The organism is Burkholderia singularis, from assembly GCF_900176645.1.
GTDB lineage: Bacteria > Pseudomonadota > Gammaproteobacteria > Burkholderiales > Burkholderiaceae > Burkholderia > Burkholderia singularis.
On the sequence record NZ_FXAN01000065.1, the window covers coordinates 32596 to 46930 of the forward strand.

At 66.3% G+C, this 14335-nt stretch carries 16 protein-coding genes and 1 pseudogene; 4 read left to right on the forward strand and 13 right to left on the reverse strand.

The features are described 5' to 3' along the window. Window positions 1-31 precede the first annotated feature (31 nt). Window positions 32-994, forward strand: a complete 963-nt coding sequence (locus BSIN_RS14475; RefSeq protein ID WP_059517487.1) for a LysR family transcriptional regulator — start codon at window positions 32-34, stop codon at window positions 992-994. 184 nt (window positions 995-1178) lie between these two features. Here BSIN_RS14475 and BSIN_RS14480 read toward each other — a convergent pair whose 3' ends face one another. After that, on the reverse strand, window positions 1179-2138 hold the full coding sequence (locus BSIN_RS14480; RefSeq protein WP_069233435.1) for an NAD(P)H-dependent flavin oxidoreductase: 960 nt from the start codon (window positions 2136-2138) through the stop codon (window positions 1179-1181). Between the two features lie 659 nt (window positions 2139-2797). Here BSIN_RS14480 and BSIN_RS14485 point away from each other — a divergent pair. Next, complete coding sequence (locus BSIN_RS14485; protein WP_059517491.1) at window positions 2798-3691, forward strand: alpha/beta fold hydrolase; 894 nt, start codon at window positions 2798-2800, stop codon at window positions 3689-3691. Between the two features lie 16 nt (window positions 3692-3707). Here the strand turns inward: BSIN_RS14485 and BSIN_RS14490 are convergent, their stop codons facing one another. Further along, the gene (locus BSIN_RS14490; RefSeq protein WP_089341016.1) at window positions 3708-4196 is read right to left on the reverse strand and encodes an Lrp/AsnC family transcriptional regulator; all 489 of its coding nucleotides are present in this window, start codon (window positions 4194-4196) and stop codon (window positions 3708-3710) included. 111 nt (window positions 4197-4307) lie between these two features. Here BSIN_RS14490 and BSIN_RS14495 point away from each other — a divergent pair, with 111 nt between their 5' ends. Then, window positions 4308-5210 (forward strand): DMT family transporter, encoded by a 903-nt coding sequence (locus tag BSIN_RS14495; protein ID WP_089341017.1) that lies wholly within the window; start codon window positions 4308-4310, stop codon window positions 5208-5210. Window positions 5211-5483: 273 nt separating this feature from the next. On the opposite strand, the gene BSIN_RS14500 is transcribed toward BSIN_RS14495, so the two are convergent. The 5 genes from BSIN_RS14500 to BSIN_RS14520 all read right to left on the reverse strand — a co-directional run bounded on the left by BSIN_RS14500 (window position 5484) and on the right by BSIN_RS14520 (window position 8688). Further along, on the reverse strand, window positions 5484-5801 hold the full coding sequence (locus tag BSIN_RS14500) for a DUF1289 domain-containing protein (protein ID WP_369828187.1): 318 nt from the start codon (window positions 5799-5801) through the stop codon (window positions 5484-5486). After that, window positions 5693-6199: a YbaK/EbsC family protein gene (locus BSIN_RS14505; RefSeq protein ID WP_089341018.1), complete on the reverse strand. Its 507-nt coding sequence runs from the start codon at window positions 6197-6199 to the stop codon at window positions 5693-5695. The genes BSIN_RS14500 and BSIN_RS14505 overlap by 109 nt, the downstream gene beginning before the upstream one ends. Window positions 6200-6268: 69 nt before the next feature. Then, window positions 6269-7204, reverse strand: coding sequence for a hydroxymethylglutaryl-CoA lyase (locus tag BSIN_RS14510; protein WP_089341019.1), 936 nt, complete (start codon window positions 7202-7204; stop codon window positions 6269-6271). A gap of 100 nt (window positions 7205-7304) precedes the next feature. Further along, a complete protein-coding gene (locus BSIN_RS14515; RefSeq protein ID WP_089341020.1) occupies window positions 7305-8246 on the reverse strand; it encodes a 2-hydroxyacid dehydrogenase in 942 nt (313 codons plus the stop codon). 4 nt (window positions 8247-8250) lie between these two features. Continuing rightward, entirely contained in the window at window positions 8251-8688 is a 438-nt protein-coding gene (locus BSIN_RS14520; protein ID WP_059517982.1) for a VOC family protein, read from the reverse strand. Window positions 8689-8837: 149 nt separating this feature from the next. Between BSIN_RS14520 and BSIN_RS14525 the strand changes: the two genes are divergently transcribed. Beyond that, the gene (locus tag BSIN_RS14525) at window positions 8838-9482 is read left to right on the forward strand and encodes an RBBP9/YdeN family alpha/beta hydrolase (protein ID WP_089341021.1); all 645 of its coding nucleotides are present in this window, start codon (window positions 8838-8840) and stop codon (window positions 9480-9482) included. A gap of 297 nt (window positions 9483-9779) precedes the next feature. On the opposite strand, the gene BSIN_RS14530 is transcribed toward BSIN_RS14525, so the two are convergent. The 6 genes and pseudogenes from BSIN_RS14530 to BSIN_RS25840 form a co-directional block, all read right to left on the reverse strand. After that, a complete protein-coding gene (locus BSIN_RS14530) occupies window positions 9780-11897 on the reverse strand; it encodes a phosphocholine-specific phospholipase C (protein ID WP_089341022.1) in 2118 nt (705 codons plus the stop codon). A 4-nt stretch (window positions 11898-11901) separates the two neighbouring features. Continuing rightward, on the reverse strand, window positions 11902-12240 hold the full coding sequence (locus BSIN_RS14535; RefSeq protein ID WP_089341023.1) for a hypothetical protein: 339 nt from the start codon (window positions 12238-12240) through the stop codon (window positions 11902-11904). Window positions 12241-12425: 185 nt separating this feature from the next. Further along, window positions 12426-13070 (reverse strand): glycoside hydrolase domain-containing protein, encoded by a 645-nt coding sequence (locus BSIN_RS14540; protein ID WP_069233427.1) that lies wholly within the window; start codon window positions 13068-13070, stop codon window positions 12426-12428. 120 nt (window positions 13071-13190) lie between these two features. After that, entirely contained in the window at window positions 13191-13523 is a 333-nt protein-coding gene (locus BSIN_RS14545; protein ID WP_059517516.1) for a RebB family R body protein, read from the reverse strand. A 97-nt stretch (window positions 13524-13620) separates the two neighbouring features. Then, window positions 13621-13953 carry a RebB family R body protein gene (locus tag BSIN_RS14550; RefSeq protein WP_059517518.1) on the reverse strand — a complete coding sequence of 111 codons (333 nt, stop codon included), beginning with the start codon at window positions 13951-13953 and terminating at the stop codon, window positions 13621-13623. A 106-nt stretch (window positions 13954-14059) separates the two neighbouring features. Then, window positions 14060-14335, reverse strand: a pseudogene (locus BSIN_RS25840) (hypothetical protein); the annotation flags it as partial.

Genomic DNA, 14335 nt, shown 5'->3' on the forward strand with positions numbered 1-14335 from the left:
CAAATTTTTAACAGTTGCGAGCACTATTTCGATGGACACCCTCGTCAGCATGAATGTGTTCCGGTACGTCGTCGAAGTCGGCAGCTTCGTCGGCGCGGCGGAACGCATGGAGATGTCGGCGGCGATGGCGAGCAAGCACGTGATGCATCTCGAGCATCAGCTCGGAGCACGGCTTTTGCATCGCACGACACGCCGCGTCGCGCCGACGGAGGCGGGGCGCGAATATTACGAACGGCTGGTGCAGGCGCTGACCGAACTCGACGAAGCCGGTCAGGCAGTCGGCGCGTCGAGCGTCGTGCCGCAAGGGCGTCTGCGCCTGACGTCGCTGTCGGCGTTCGGGTTGCGGTACGTGATGGACGCTGCGTCGTCGTATGCCGAGCGCTACCCCGATGTGACGGTCGAGATTACGTTGTCCGACCGGGTCGTCGAGTTGATCGACGAAGGGTACGACGTCGCGGTTCGCGCCGCGGCCACGGGCATGAAGTCGTCGTCGCTCGTCGCGCGGCAGATCGCCACTGCGCACATCGTGCTCGTCGCGTCGCCTGAATATCTCGAAAAGCGCGGCACGCCGACAACGGTTGCCGATCTCCAGCATCACAATTACATCCGCCGCGAGTCGAACGACACATTGTTCGACGCCGCGCTGACCGACGTCGCCACCGCTTCGCGCGCGCCGCTGTCGGGCAACATGATCGTCAACCACCTCGAAGGGTTGCGCGTCGCGGTGCTGGGCGGCGCGGGCATTGCGCTGCTCGGCACCGAAGTGGTCGGCGAGGACATCGAGGCCGGGCGTCTTGTGCCGCTGCTGCTCGACGTGCTGCCGCCGCGGGAGTTGCCGATCTACGCGGTGTACGCGAGCCGACGGCACGTGTCGGCGAAGGTGCGCACGTTCGTCGACTTCGTTGCCGATCGCTTCTCCGGGCAATCGCTGTGTCCGTCGATCGACGAGCGGCTGCGGCAGTATTCGATGCCGCGGATGAAGCGGCTCGGTTGACGGCGTGGCTTGCCGGTTCGGCGTGGCGGATGATTAGGCGTGCGCTGCGCGGTGGCGAGCGGGCCGCGCGTGCCGCCGCGGCTTCGGTGCGCCGCGCCCGAGCGCGACGCCGTTCGCGCGCCATGCTGCGCGGCGTTCGCCACGGCGCGCCGTATGGCGCAGCCGTGAATCTTCCGTCAGCGCGTTAAGCGCGAATTCCCAGGCGGGCTTTCGCTTCGTCGTACTCGCGCTTCAGGCGCCCGACCAGTTCCGCGACGCTCGGCACGTCGTCCATCAGGCCGACGCCTTGCCCCGCACCCCAGATGTCCTTCCACGCCTTCGACTTGTCGTTGCCGAAATTCATCTTCGATTTGTCGGCGACCGGCAGTGCTTCCGGATCGAGGCCCGCGTTCACGATGCTCTCGCGAATGTAGTTGCCGTGCACGCCGGTGAAGAGATTCGTGTAGATGATGTCGGCGGATTTCGCATCGACGATTGCGCGCTTGTAATCGTCCACCGCGTGCGCTTCCTGCGTCGCGATGAAGCGCGTGCCTATGTACGCGAGATCGGCGCCCATTGCCTGCGCGGCGAGGATCGAGCCGCCGTTGGCGATCGAGCCGGATAGCACGATCGGGCCGTCGAAGATCTTGCGCACTTCGCCGACGAGCGCGAACGGCGACGTCGTGCCCGCATGGCCGCCCGCGCCTGCCGCGACGAGGATGAGGCCGTCGACTCCCGCTTCGAGCGCTTTTTGGGCATGCCTCAGATTGATGACGTCGTGCAGCACGATGCCGCCGTAGCTGTGGACGGCGTCGACGATTTCGCGTGCGGGTGCGCGCAGGCTGGTGATGAAGATCGGCACCTTGTGATCGACGCAGACGCGGATATCGTGCTCGAGCCGCACGTTCGACTGGTGGACGATCTGGTTGACGGCGATCGGCCCGATCACTGCGTCGGGGTGCGCGGCTTTGTGCTCGGCGAGCTGCGCTTGCAATTGCGTGAGCCATTCGTCGAGCAATTCGGCGGGCCGTGCGTTGAGGGCGGGAAACGAGCCGACGATGCCCGCCTTGCATTGTGCCAGCACGAGTTCAGGATAGCTGACGATGAACATCGGCGAAGCGATCACGGGCAGCGCGAGTTGTTGCAGAACGGCAGGCAGGGCCATATGTGTCTCCGGTGTCGACCAGAGTTAGCGCTTTAGCGCTTACTCTGGTCCCATGCCGCGGATAGCGGGAGTAGGCGCTTTAGCGCCTTACACCCGCCCCGCAGCGGTCGACCAGAGTTAGCGCTTTAGCGCTTACTCTGGTCCCATGCCGCGGATAGCGGGAGTAGGCGCTTTAGCGCCTTACACCCGCCCCGCAGCGGTCGACCAGAGTTAGCGCTTTAGCATTGACTCTGGTCCCATGCCGCGGATAGCGGGAGTAGGCGCTTCAGCGCCTTACACCCGCCCCGCGGCGGTCGACCAGAGTTAGCGCTTTAGCGTTGACTCCGGCTCCATGCCACGAGCCGAAGGTAGCGCTTCGGCACTCACTTGTGGCCCGTGGCGGTTGTTGTTGCGCGCGCGATGACAAAGCGCATCGTATCGTTCGTGGCGCACGGGCATTCCGGCAGGATCGGACGGATCGAATGCGGTCGGGCCGGATACGCATTAGTGGCAAATTAACACGAACGGTCGTGCCATTATAGGCATGCTTAACAAAATGCGCTGCGGCCGGGGCCCTGTCGAATGAGTGCTCAGTTTCTATGTTTTGCGCACCGGCGCGCGCGATGCGCGACAACCGCACTTCTACAATATCAAGCACAACGATTCTAGAGAACAAGACCATGTCGTTTGAGGCGTTCGCACCGTTTCGCGTGACGGTGCAAGATGTCGATATTTTCGGCGTCAAAGGAGGCACGGGGCCGCCCCTTTTGTTGCTTCACGGGCACCCGCAGACGCACATGATTTGGCATCGTGTCGCCGTGACGCTCGCCAGGCATTTCACCGTGATCGCCACGGATCTGCGCGGCTACGGCGCCTCGAGTAAGCCGGCGGGCGATGCGCGGCATGCGTGTTACTCGAAGCGCACGATGGCGGCTGATCAGGTGGCCGTGATGCGTCACTTCGGCTTTCCCCGCTTCTACGTGTGCGCGCACGATCGCGGCGCGCGCGTTGCGCACCGGATGGCGCTCGATCATCGCGATGCGGTCGAGCGCATGCTGCTGCTCGACATCGCGCCGACGCTGGCGATGTACGAGCGCACCGACCGCGCGTTTGCGACCGCTTATTTTCACTGGTTCTTTCTGATACAGCCCGAGCCGTTGCCCGAGACGCTGATCGGCGGTCATACCGATGCGTATATCGACGCGGTGATGGCGCATCGCTCGGCCGGGCTCGCGCCGTTCTCGCCGCAGGCGCTGCAGGCGTATCGCGACGCATTGCGCCAGCCGGGCGCGGTGCATGCGATGTGCGAGGACTACCGGGCGTCCGCGACGATCGATCTCGAGCACGACCGCGCGGATCTCGAGCGCGGCAACAAGCTTGTATGCCCGCTGCGCGTGCTGTGGGGCGAGGAAGGCGTAGTCGGACGTTTGTTCGATCCGCTCGACGAATGGCGGCGCGTGGCGCGTGACGTGAGCGGCCGCGCGATCGCATGCGGCCACTACATTCCGGAAGAAGCGCCCGTCGCGTTGATCGATGAGGCGTTGGCGTTCTTCGAGGCAAGCGAGCCCGTGTGACAGGGCGCGGCAAACGTCAGTCGCCGTCGGTCGACAGCGGCGGCAGGCGCCGCGCAACGGGTGTCGACTTGACGATCGCGGTGCTCGTTTCCGCCCGCTCGGTCACCTTCGCGAGTATTTCGTCGAGCTGCTCGATCGAGCGCAGATAGAGACGGCAGACGAAGCAGTCGTCGCCCGTGACCTTGTCGCATTCGACGAACTCGGGAATGCGGCGCAGCAATTCCTCGACCAGATGAAGCTGGCCGGGCAGCGGTTTGACGCGCACGATCGCTTGCAGCGTGTAGCCGAGCGCGCGCGGATCGAGTTCGACCGTGAAGCGCGTGATCACCCCTTGCGCGTCGAGCCGGCGCAGACGTTCGGCCGTGCTCGGCGCGGACAGCCCGATGCGCCGCGCAAGCTCGCTGACGCTCAGGCGCGCGTCGTCGGCGAGTGCGCGCAGCAACTCGCGGTCGAGCGCGTCGAGCGGGCTCGCCGGATGCGTGGTCGATGAAAGGCGTTTTTGCATATTGACCTTCGTTTCAAAGGTGCAGCGGCGTCTTTTTCTCAGTTTAGCGATAGAGATGCGCGATGCAAGTCTCTAAAATCGAAGCCAGACCTTTGCATTGGGTGAATTCAAATGGCTTCGAACGAAATGCGCCGCGGTGCGCTGGAGATGGTGCTTGCGATGCTGATGTCCGGGACGATCGGCTGGCTGGTCGTGTCGTCGCAGCAGCATTTGATGAACGTGGTGTTTTTCCGTTGCCTGTTCGGCGGGGCGACGATGCTCGTCGTCTGCGCGGCGCTGGGTCTGTTGCGCCGCGACCTGTTTCGCGCGCGCACGGTCGCGCTCGCTGCGCTCAGCAGCGTCACGATTGTCGCGAACTGGGTGCTGCTGTTCGCCGCGTATTCACGCGCGTCCATTTCGATGGCCACGGCGGTCTACAACACGCAGCCGTTCATGCTCGTCGCGCTCGGCGCGCTGATCTTCCGCGAGCGTCTCACCGTATCGACCATCGCGTGGCTTGCGATCGCATTTGCGGGCCTGGTGTGCGTCGTGCGGGTCGAGCCCGCGGTGCTCGCGCTGCCCGGCCAGTATCTGGAAGGCGTTGCGCTCGCGCTCGGCGCGGCGTTTCTCTACGCGGTGTCGTCGATCGTCACGAAGCGTCTGAAGGGCACGCCGCCGCATCTGCTCGCGCTGTTCCAGACGGGTGTCGGCATGCTGCTGCTCGCGCCGTTCGCTCACTTCGACGCGTTGCCCGCGACGCCGATGCAATGGTTCGATCTCGTCGTGCTCGGCGTCGTCAACACGGGTGTGATGTACGTGCTGTTGTACGGCGCGATTCAGAAGCTGCCGACCGCGACGATCGGCGCGCTGTCGTTCGTCTATCCGGTTGTCGCGATCGTCGTCGATCGGTTCGCGTTCGGGCAGACGCTCGCATGGAGCCAGGTATTCGGCGCGGTGTTGATCCTGCTCGCGGCGGCCGGCGTGAATCTCGGATGGCGCATCGTGCCGGCGCGGCGTGTTGCGGTGCGCAACTGACCGTGCGGCAGGGAGCGGGACAGTGAAGCGCAAGCCGTGTGGGACGGCGCAAGAAAATTGTAGGGAAACTCCTGATGCGGTGCAGCGAGTGGGCGTCGTATCATGGAGCATGACGTTGATCACGTCGACAGAATTCTCTTATGCACGCCGTTCGCCTGTTGGGGCGAACGGCTTTTTTTTTCGAATGCCGATGCGTGCGCCGTCAGGTTGACGCACGACGCCTGCCCGCGTGCCACCCGTGCGGCCATTACATCCGGATCGGCCGCCGGCCGATTACCGGCGCGCGGCGAGTCGGGCCAGCACCGCGCGTTTCGCGTCGTCGTCGAAGCTGCGCCAGCCGGCAATCTCGTCGCGCGTGCGGCGGCAGCCGGCGCACCAGCCGGTCAGCTCGTCGATCCTGCATACGTTCGTGCACGGCGACGGCACGCCGGCATTGACCGCATGCGCCTGCGGGCCGGCGCGGCGTTGTGTCGTCGTTTCGCTCATGCCGGGTCGCGCACGGCGATTTCGGCGATGGGCGCGCCCGTCAGCGCGACGAGTTCCTGCGGCGACAAATTGAACACCGCATGCGGATGGCCGGCCGCCGCCCACAGGCTGTCGAGTTCGAGCAGATCGCGATCGATCAGCGTGACGGGCTCGACGAGATGGCCGACCGGGCACACGCCGCCGATCGCGTAGCCGGTGTGGTCGCGGACGAACTTCGCATCGGCGCGGCCGATGTTGCCAACATGCGCGGCGACCTTCTTCTCGTCGACGCGGTTCGCGCCGCTCGCGACGACGAGCACCGGCGCGCTGTCGGCACGACGGCGAAACAGAATCGATTTCGCGATCTGCGCGACCGAGCAGCCGAGGCCTGCGGCTGCTTCGGCCGAGGTCTTGCCGGTTTCCTCGAGCATGACGATGTCCTTCGCATGGCCGCGCTCACGCAGCAAAAGCGCGACGCGGCGCGCGGAATCGGGGAGCTGGTCGAGGGGAGCTGGATGTGGCATGACGATGGCTTTGCTGGGTTTGAGTGATTGGAGTGGTTCGATCGATCCGAATAACGGGGCGGGGGCGCGTCATGCGCACGCGGGCGGCTCGTCGGCGCTCGCGCGTTGCTTGGCGAGCAGCGCGCGGCCCGCGCGCGACACATTCGCGCGGCCGATTGCGTTCGAGATGAAATCGCCGGTGGCGACCACCGCGTCGAGATCGACGCCGGTCTCGATGCCCAGGCCGCGCATCAGGTACAGCACGTCTTCCGTCGCGACGTTGCCGGTCGCACCCTTCGCATATGGGCAGCCGCCGAGGCCCGCGACCGACGCGTGGAAGATCGTGATGCCTTCGAGAAGCGCCGCGTAGATATTGGCGAGCGCTTGCCCATAGGTGTCGTGGAAGTGGCCCGACAGCCGCTCGCGCGGGAATACCTTCGCGACCGTGTCGAGCACGGCGCGCGTCTGTGCCGGCGTGCCGACGCCTATCGTGTCGGCGATGTCGATCTCGTCGCAGCCGAGCGCGGCGAGCCGCTCGACGACGTCGACGACCGCCGCGACCGGCACGTCGCCCTGGTACGGGCAGCCGAGCGCGCACGATACGCTCGCGCGCAGCCGCACGCCCGCTTCCTTCGCCGCGCGCGCGACGGGCTCGAAGCGCGCGATGCTCTCGGCGATGCTGCAGTTGATATTGCGCTGCGAGAACGCCTCGCTTGCCGCGCCGAAGATCACCACTTCGTCGGCGCGCGCGGCGAGCGCGTTCTCGAAGCCTTTCAGGTTCGGGGTCAGCGCCGAGTAGATCGTGCCCGCGCAGCGTTCGATGCCGGCCATCACGTCGGCGCCGTCGGCCATCTGCGGCACCCATTTCGGCGATACGAACGACGCCGCCTCGACATTGCGAAAGCCGGCACGCGAGAGCCGGTTCACGAGTTCGATCTTGACGTCGGTGGGGACGAACGCCTTTTCGTTTTGCAGCCCGTCGCGCGGGCCGACTTCGACGATCTTGACGGAAGAGGGCAGCGTCATGCGAGTCTCCTGAGGTGGGGGCGCCCCGGCATCGAGATGGGCGAGGGCGGGGCTTTCGCGGTGGTGGGCATGGCGTGATCGGGCTCGTGCGGTTGCGCGCTCAGTAGCCGCGCGCGCGATCGACCACGCCGCTGATCGGCTCGCCGCGTTCGAGCGCGGCGATCTTCTCGGCGATTTGCCGCACGGCGTCGGCGCGCAGCGTTTGCGCGGCGCAATGCGGCGTGATGGTGATGCGCGGCTCGCGCCAGAACGGATGGTGCTGCGGCAGCGGCTCGTCGGCGAAGACGTCGAGCGTCGCGGCGGCGACGCGGCCGCTCGCGAGCGCGTCGAGCAAGTCCGCTTCGACGAGATGCGCGCCGCGCGCGGCGTTGATGAGGTAGGCGCCGCGCGCGAGCTTCGAGAACGTCTGCGCGTTCAGGAGGCCGGCGGTATCGGCCGTGCTCGGCAACAGGTTCACGAGCAGTTTCACGCCGTCGGCGAATGCGTCGAACTGCGTGCGGCCGGCGAATGTCGCGATGCCGCCAAGCGTTTTCGCCGTGCGGCTGTAGCCGCGCACCGGCAGGCCGAGCGCGGCGAGCGCGTGCGCGACCTGCCGGCCGAGCGCGCCGAGGCCGAGCACGCCGACGACGAACGTGTCGCGCGGATGCGGTTCGAGCACCTGCCAGCGGCGCTCGCGCTGCAGCAACGCGTATTCGTCGAAGCGGCGCAGATAGCGCAGCGCCGCATGCGCGACGTAGTCGATCATCTGCTGCGCCATGCCGGCGTCTTCAAGGCGCACGAGCGGCACGCCGCTCGGCAGCGTGCCCGGATGATCGCGTTCGAGCGCGAGCATCGCATCGACGCCCGCGCCCAAATTGAAGATCGCCTTCAGGCCCGCGCGCGGCGCGAAGAACGCACGCGGCGCGCGCCAGACGAGCGCGTAATCGGCGGGCGCGTCGTCGCCCGGCTGCCATGCGCGCGGCTGCGCGCCGGGCAGTGTGCGCTCGATATCGCGTTGCCAGTCGCCCGCGTCGTCGTTCGGCGTATGGAGCAGGATGCGCATGCGGCTATTTCGCGAAGAGCTGGCCGATGTCGGCGAATGCCTTGAACTCGAGCGCGTTGCCGCACGCATCCGTGAAGAACATCGTTGCTTGCTCGCCGGCTTCGCCCTTGAAGCGGATATGCGGCTCGATCAAGAAATGCGTACCGGCCGCCTTGAGCTTGTCGGCAAGCGCATGCCATTCGTCCATCGACAGCACGACGCCGAAATGGCGCACCGGAACCTCGTCGCCGTCAACCGGATTGACGGCCGAATCGCCCGCCTCGCCGGGCGCGAGATGCGCGACGAGCTGGTGGCCGAAGAAATCGAAGTCGACCCAATGTTCGGAACTGCGGCCTTCCGGGCAGCCGAGCAACTCGCCGTAGAAGCGGCGCGCCCGCTCGAGGCTCGTGACCGGAAAGGCGAGATGGAACGGGCGCAACGCGCCAGATCGCGTAGCGGACATGCGGTGTCTCCTCATCGGAAGCTGACATTCTACGGTTTTGTCGCGCCGCGCGTCGCGGGCCGTCGAAATGCAAAGCACAAAAAATTGGTTCGCCGCGCGCGTGACGCGCGTGAGAATCGTCACCAAGCTCCTAGTTTGGCGAGGGACACATGCGCTCATGCAGCAAATCGACTTGGCCGCCGCGCCTTGTCACGGTGCCCGGCCTGCACGGCAGCGAAGGCGCGCACTGGCAGACCTGGCTCGAGCGGCAGTTCGCACGCGCGTTGCGCGTCGAACAGGACGACTGGGATGCGCCGCATCTCGCGCGCTGGGCGCAAAAGGTCCGCGATCTGCTCGCGCGCGAGCGCGGCCCGTTCGTGCTGGCCGCGCACAGTTTCGGCTGCCTGGCGGCCGCGCATGCGCTCGTGCAGTCTGCATCGGCTGCCGAGATGTCAACGGCGGATGTGATCGGCGTGCTGTTCGTGGCGCCGGCCAATCCGCGCAAATTCGCGTTCGCGGGCGAGTTCGACGCGTACCGGCTCGCCGTGCCGTCGATTCTGATCGGCAGCGAGACCGACCCATGGATGACGCTCGCGGACGCGCGCGAGCTTGCGCACCGGCTCGGCAGCGCGTTCGTCAATCTCGGCGACGCCGGGCATATCAATACCGCCGCCGGCTACGGGCCGTGGCCGCGCGCGAAATATCTGGTCGATACGCTCGTGCATTGCGCGGCGCCGCTCAGATTTCAGAATGACGATGACAATGACGAGCGCACCGCCGGCACGTTCGGGCGGAATTCGCTCGCCACGGTTTGAGCCGTCGAAACGGCGGCGGTGCGTGTGCGATGACGCGGCTGGCAGGAGGCGCGTTCGTGGCGGCCGGGGCATCGCCGATGCGGCTTGCGTCGTTGAAGCGCTGGATTGCGCGTGCGTTGCGGCGACGGCCGACGCGTGCGAATGCGGTTTGACGCAGGGCCCAGGCGGAACGCCGCCGATTGCAGCTGACCGGCGCGTCGCCCGCCTCCGGCAGGATCGCGACGCAAAAGGCAGCCTGCTTGCGTCGCGCACTGCCCCACGAGCGACGGCGCGTTGCGCGCGCCGCCCGGAGGCTGGTCAAGCCGTAACGGGCGCGAGCGCCGCCGGATCGGAATAGCTCGGCTTGCCGGTTTCGATATGGCCTGCGAAGCGGCGCACGAACTTGCCCGTTGCGCCGTCCGACACTGTCACGTCATACCAGTGATGGCTCGATGCAAGCGGCCACTGCTCGATGCGCTCGTCGCCGCCGCGCAGTGTCAGCTGACGCGCAGGCGCGCCGTATGCGTTGTCCGACAGGCTCAGCTTGATGCTCTGTCCGCCGTGATTCTTGAGCTTCAAATACAGGTTGCCGTTCGCGACGTCGTAGCCCGCCTGCACTTCCGGATGCGCGGCCGCATGCGGGCCGTGCCCGTCGGGCGCGGCAGTGCCGGCGAACGTGCGCACGAAGCCGTTCGGGCCGTATACGGTGAACGCATACGCGCCGTTCGTCGCCGACAGGTCGAACTCGTCGTGCAACGTGGCGTGTGCGCCGACCGTATAGCGCCACGGGCCATCGCCGCGGTTCGTCGCGTACACATAGAAGTGCGCGCCCTGTTTGCCGCGGTTCGCGAATTCGATGCGCAGCGTCGTGCCGCCCTGCACGCGCGCGTTCACATGCAATTCGTAGGGCAGCGCGCGCGCCGGGCGCACGCCCGGCTCTTGCGGGTCGACCGGGCTCGGCGCGGCGGGCACGCTCGGCGCGGGCTTGGTCGAGCAGAGCTGGTCGGCGATCGATCGATAGTTGCTGGTGTCGGGCAGCGGCGGCAGTGTCGCATCCGGCGTGCGGAAATCGAATGCCGACGTCAGGTCGCCGCACACGGTGCGGCGCCATGGCGTGATGTTCGGCTCGTCGATGCCGAAGCGCGCGGCGATGAAGCGGATCACCGACGTATGGTCGAAGACTTCCGAGCACACGAAACCGCCCTTCGTCCACGGCGAGACGATGGTCATCGGCACGCGCGGGCCCAGGCCGTAAGGCAGGCCGTCGGCCGTGTATTTGCCGCCGCGTCCGGGGTTCACGACGTTATGGATCTCGCCGTCGACGGTGACGGTGGACAAGCCCTGCGCACGTGACGTCGGCGGTTGCGGCGGCACGATGTGGTCGAAGAAGCCGTCGTTCTCGTCGTACATGATGAAGAGCACGGTTTTGCGCCACACGTCGGGGTTCGCGGTCAGCGCATCGAGAATGTGCGACGTGTAGTTCGCGCCATACGCAGGGGTGTACTTCGGATGTTCGGAGAACGCGGCGGGCGGCAGCAGCCACGACACCTGCGGCAGCTTGTTCGCGAGCACGTCGGCTTTCAGATCGTCGAGCGTGCGCACCGTTTGCGCGCGTTGATACAGCGACGAGCCCGGCTTCGCATCGATGAAGTTCGCGAAGTTTTGCAGGATGTTCGTCCCGTAGTTGCCGTTCAGCGGATCGACCCAGGTCGTGCCCTGTTGATAGATCTGCCACGAAATGCCTGCGGCCTCGAGGCGCTCCGGGTAGGTCGTCCACGACAGCAGTTGATATTGCGGCGGCACGTCGCCGTCCACGTAGTCGTTGTTGTCGAGCAGCGGGCCGCCGAACTTGCCCGTCGGATCGACCGTGCCGGTCATCAGATACGAGCGGTTCGGATGCGTCGGGCCGGGCAGCGAACAGAAATAGTGGTCGCAGACGGTGAACGCGTCGGCGAGCGCATAGTGGAACGGGATGTCCTCGCGCACGTGATAGCCCATCGTCATGTCGGTCTTGTTCGCGGGCCACTGGTCGTAGCGGCCGCCGTCGATCGCCGCGTGCGTTTTGTACCACGAGTGATCGAGATCGCCGATGCATTGCGCGCTCGTGGTCAGCGTATTGAGACGAAACGGCAACACGGGCTTGCCGGGGTCGGCTTTCGACGGCTGGTACCAGACCGGCTTACCGTTGGGCAGCGGGATCGGGAAGCGGTCGTTGTAACCGCGCACGCCGCGCAGGTGTCCGAAATAATGATCGAACGAGCGGTTTTCCTGCATGAACACGACAATGTGCTCGACGTCCCGGATGGTGCCGGTGCGCGATGCGGCGGGGATCGCGAGCGCACGGCGAATCGATTCGGGCAAGACGGTGAGCGCGGCGGCGGCGCTCGTGGATTGCGCGACGGTCTGCAGGAAACGGCGGCGGCTTTCTGATGTCATCTGTTCACCTCGGGTTCTGCGGGGAAGAGGGCGCGGCGATGCCGCGCGTTCGACCTGGGCTCGATGCGGCATGCATGAGCGCTGCCTTCGCGCCGGATGCGTCTTCGTCGGCGTCTTCGGGCGGGTAGTGGATCACGGGCGGCGCGAGCGGCGCGCTCGCGGCGGCGTTGCCGCCGGCTGGCGCGCCGCCGTTGAACGCATCGGCGCTGTTCCTGGCGAACGGCGGTTGCTGCGCGGCGGCATTGGCCTGCGCGCGCGATGCTTCGGACGCGTCGTCGCTGCAGGCCGCCACGAGCGACGCGGCGCAGACGACGGCGCCGAGCATGGCTGAACGGTGGCGCATCGGCAGGCTCCGGGAGGAACGCGAATTGGGCATGCTGCGAAGTATGACGAAATGATGCGTCGATTGCGTGACCTGTTTGCTACGCCAATGTGATGACGATTTTCTTTCCATGTCTGACGAATGGCTGTCATTGACGCCGATGCGCACCGGCTGCCGCGCAAGTGGGCGCTCTTCGGGCGCGCCGCTCAGCCGGCGGCCGGCGGCACGAACGCGCCGAAGTTCGCGCTTGCCGTATCAGGGTCGACGTGCATTGTTCCGCAATCGAGCGAAATCGTCGTTTGCGCCTGCTGCACGATCGACCACGGCCGCGACGGATCATAGCCGGACCATCCGGCCGAGTTCGCAAGCCACGTGTACTGGACGAGGCCTGCCTGCTGCATCGCCCGGCACGTGCTGCCCGATCCGTACACGCCGATGCCGTATCGGCGGTTGCCGTTGCCGGCTGCCGCGACGCCGCTTGCGACGCCGTGGAAATATGAGGTGATGCATCCGTCGATGTCGGCGGCTGGCGCGTCGTAGTCGACCGTGAAATACAAGCCGCCGTTTCGCGCGCCGAGATCGCCTGCTTGGGTCGCGGCGCGCAAACCGTCGATGTAGCCTCGCAGCGCGCTGAAGTAATCGCAGGACGACGGGGCGTCCTCGTAGACGAGCACGAGCTTCAGGCCGGCGTTCCAGATCGCGTTGGCCTCGTCGCGGCCGATCACCTTGGGATGAGGGGGATCGTCGTAGAGATCGATGCTCAGATAGCGGGCAACGAAGTCGTATTGCGCGTTGCGGATCGCGTTCGCGTTGGCGGCGCAGTTTTGCACGGTGTCGAATCCGTTTGGCATGGCATGTCCTTTGATCTGTCCGGGGTGCGGCGGCCGGGCGGCCCGCGCCAAGACGAATCGGCGTGCGGCGGCGCGTCGATTCGCGGGCGCGGGGCGGCCGTATCCGGTTCGCGAGTGCGGTTATTGCGGTTGCGAGCGGAACGCTTGCAGCACGGTCAGCAGGCTCGTGAGGTTGTCGGCGATGCCGCCTTGCGCGATCTTCTCGGTAGCTGCCGCGCCGGCAGTGGTGTCGACGCTGTAGATCTGCATCACGCCCATGTTGGTGGCTGCCTGCGCCGCAGTGTTCTGCTGTTGCTGCGCGGACACGGCGTTCTGGAACAGGATGCCGGTGGAATGCGCCATCGTCTGGTAGATCGTGCCCAGCGCCGTTGCGGGGCTTTCTCCCAAAACCTTGACGTTCGATTGCGTGACGGCATCGGTGATTTGCGAATTGACTGCGGTCGGAGTGGTCATGGCTGATTCCTAGAAGTTGAGTCGTAGCGGGAATGGAAGCGGCGCGGCGCGCTGACGGTCAGCCCGGCGCCGGCTCATGCGGCGATGCCCGGCGGCGTCATTGCGGCGGCGAGCGGAACGATTGCAGCACGGTCAACAGGCTCGTGAGGTTGTCGGCGATGCCGCCTTGCGCGACCTTCTCGGTGGCCGCCGCGCCGGCGGTGGTGTCGACGCTGTAGATCTGCATCAAGCCCATGTTGGCGGCCGCCTGCGCGAGCGTGTTCTGCTGCTGCTGCGCGGACACGGCGTTCTGGAACAGGATGCCGGTGGAGTGCGCCATCGTCTGGTAGATCGAACCCAAGGCCATCGCGGGGCTTTCCGCGACGACTTTGACGTTCGACTGCGTGACGGCGTCGGTGATTTGGTCGTTGACGGTGGTCGGAAAAGTCATGGTGTGGCTCCTATCATGTCATGCACGGAAAATGCCGTGCGCAGGAAAGAACGTTGAGGCGCGCGGAATGTGAGCGTGGCGTCCGATTGTTTGGCAATACGAATCATCAGGATGCCGGCGCGTATGCGCGGGCGTCCGTGTGCGTGGCGATATCGCGCTGAATCAGCTCGATCACGTAATCGGCTGCGCGCGCCAGTTGCGCTTCAGCGGGCCGCATATCCGCTTGCGCGGCGAAGCGTTGCAGCGCCGTGCGCAACTCGGCGAGCGACGTGACCGATTGCAGCGCATCCGCGATCGGCTTGGGGTGGGCCGTGTTGGGCGGTGCCGGCACGGCGGCCGGCGGTTCGCCGGCGGCGGGTGCAGCGGGGCTCGCGGGCGGCGT

Bases quoted from the DNA above. Each gene is read 5' to 3' on its own strand.
- BSIN_RS14505 (WP_089341018.1), bottom strand. From the start codon at position 6,199: ATGCCACATCCAGCTCCCCTCGACCAGCTCCCCGATTCCGCGCGCCGC.
- BSIN_RS14540 (WP_069233427.1), bottom strand. From the start codon at position 13,070: ATGCCAAACGGATTCGACACCGTGCAAAACTGCGCCGCCAACGCGAAC.
- BSIN_RS14490 (WP_089341016.1), bottom strand. From the start codon at position 4,196: ATGCAAAAACGCCTTTCATCGACCACGCATCCGGCGAGCCCGCTCGAC.
- BSIN_RS14475 (WP_059517487.1), top strand. From the start codon at position 32: ATGGACACCCTCGTCAGCATGAATGTGTTCCGGTACGTCGTCGAAGTC.
- BSIN_RS14515 (WP_089341020.1), bottom strand. From the start codon at position 8,246: ATGCGCATCCTGCTCCATACGCCGAACGACGACGCGGGCGACTGGCAA.
- BSIN_RS14485 (WP_059517491.1), top strand. From the start codon at position 2,798: ATGTCGTTTGAGGCGTTCGCACCGTTTCGCGTGACGGTGCAAGATGTC.
- BSIN_RS14535 (WP_089341023.1), bottom strand. From the start codon at position 12,240: ATGCGCCACCGTTCAGCCATGCTCGGCGCCGTCGTCTGCGCCGCGTCG.
- BSIN_RS14510 (WP_089341019.1), bottom strand. From the start codon at position 7,204: ATGACGCTGCCCTCTTCCGTCAAGATCGTCGAAGTCGGCCCGCGCGAC.
- BSIN_RS14480 (WP_069233435.1), bottom strand. From the start codon at position 2,138: ATGGCCCTGCCTGCCGTTCTGCAACAACTCGCGCTGCCCGTGATCGCT.
- BSIN_RS14520 (WP_059517982.1), bottom strand. From the start codon at position 8,688: ATGTCCGCTACGCGATCTGGCGCGTTGCGCCCGTTCCATCTCGCCTTT.
- BSIN_RS14550 (WP_059517518.1), bottom strand. From the start codon at position 13,953: ATGACTTTTCCGACCACCGTCAACGACCAAATCACCGACGCCGTCACG.
- BSIN_RS14545 (WP_059517516.1), bottom strand. From the start codon at position 13,523: ATGACCACTCCGACCGCAGTCAATTCGCAAATCACCGATGCCGTCACG.
- BSIN_RS14495 (WP_089341017.1), top strand. From the start codon at position 4,308: ATGGCTTCGAACGAAATGCGCCGCGGTGCGCTGGAGATGGTGCTTGCG.
- BSIN_RS14525 (WP_089341021.1), top strand. From the start codon at position 8,838: ATGCGCTCATGCAGCAAATCGACTTGGCCGCCGCGCCTTGTCACGGTG.
- BSIN_RS14530 (WP_089341022.1), bottom strand. From the start codon at position 11,897: ATGACATCAGAAAGCCGCCGCCGTTTCCTGCAGACCGTCGCGCAATCC.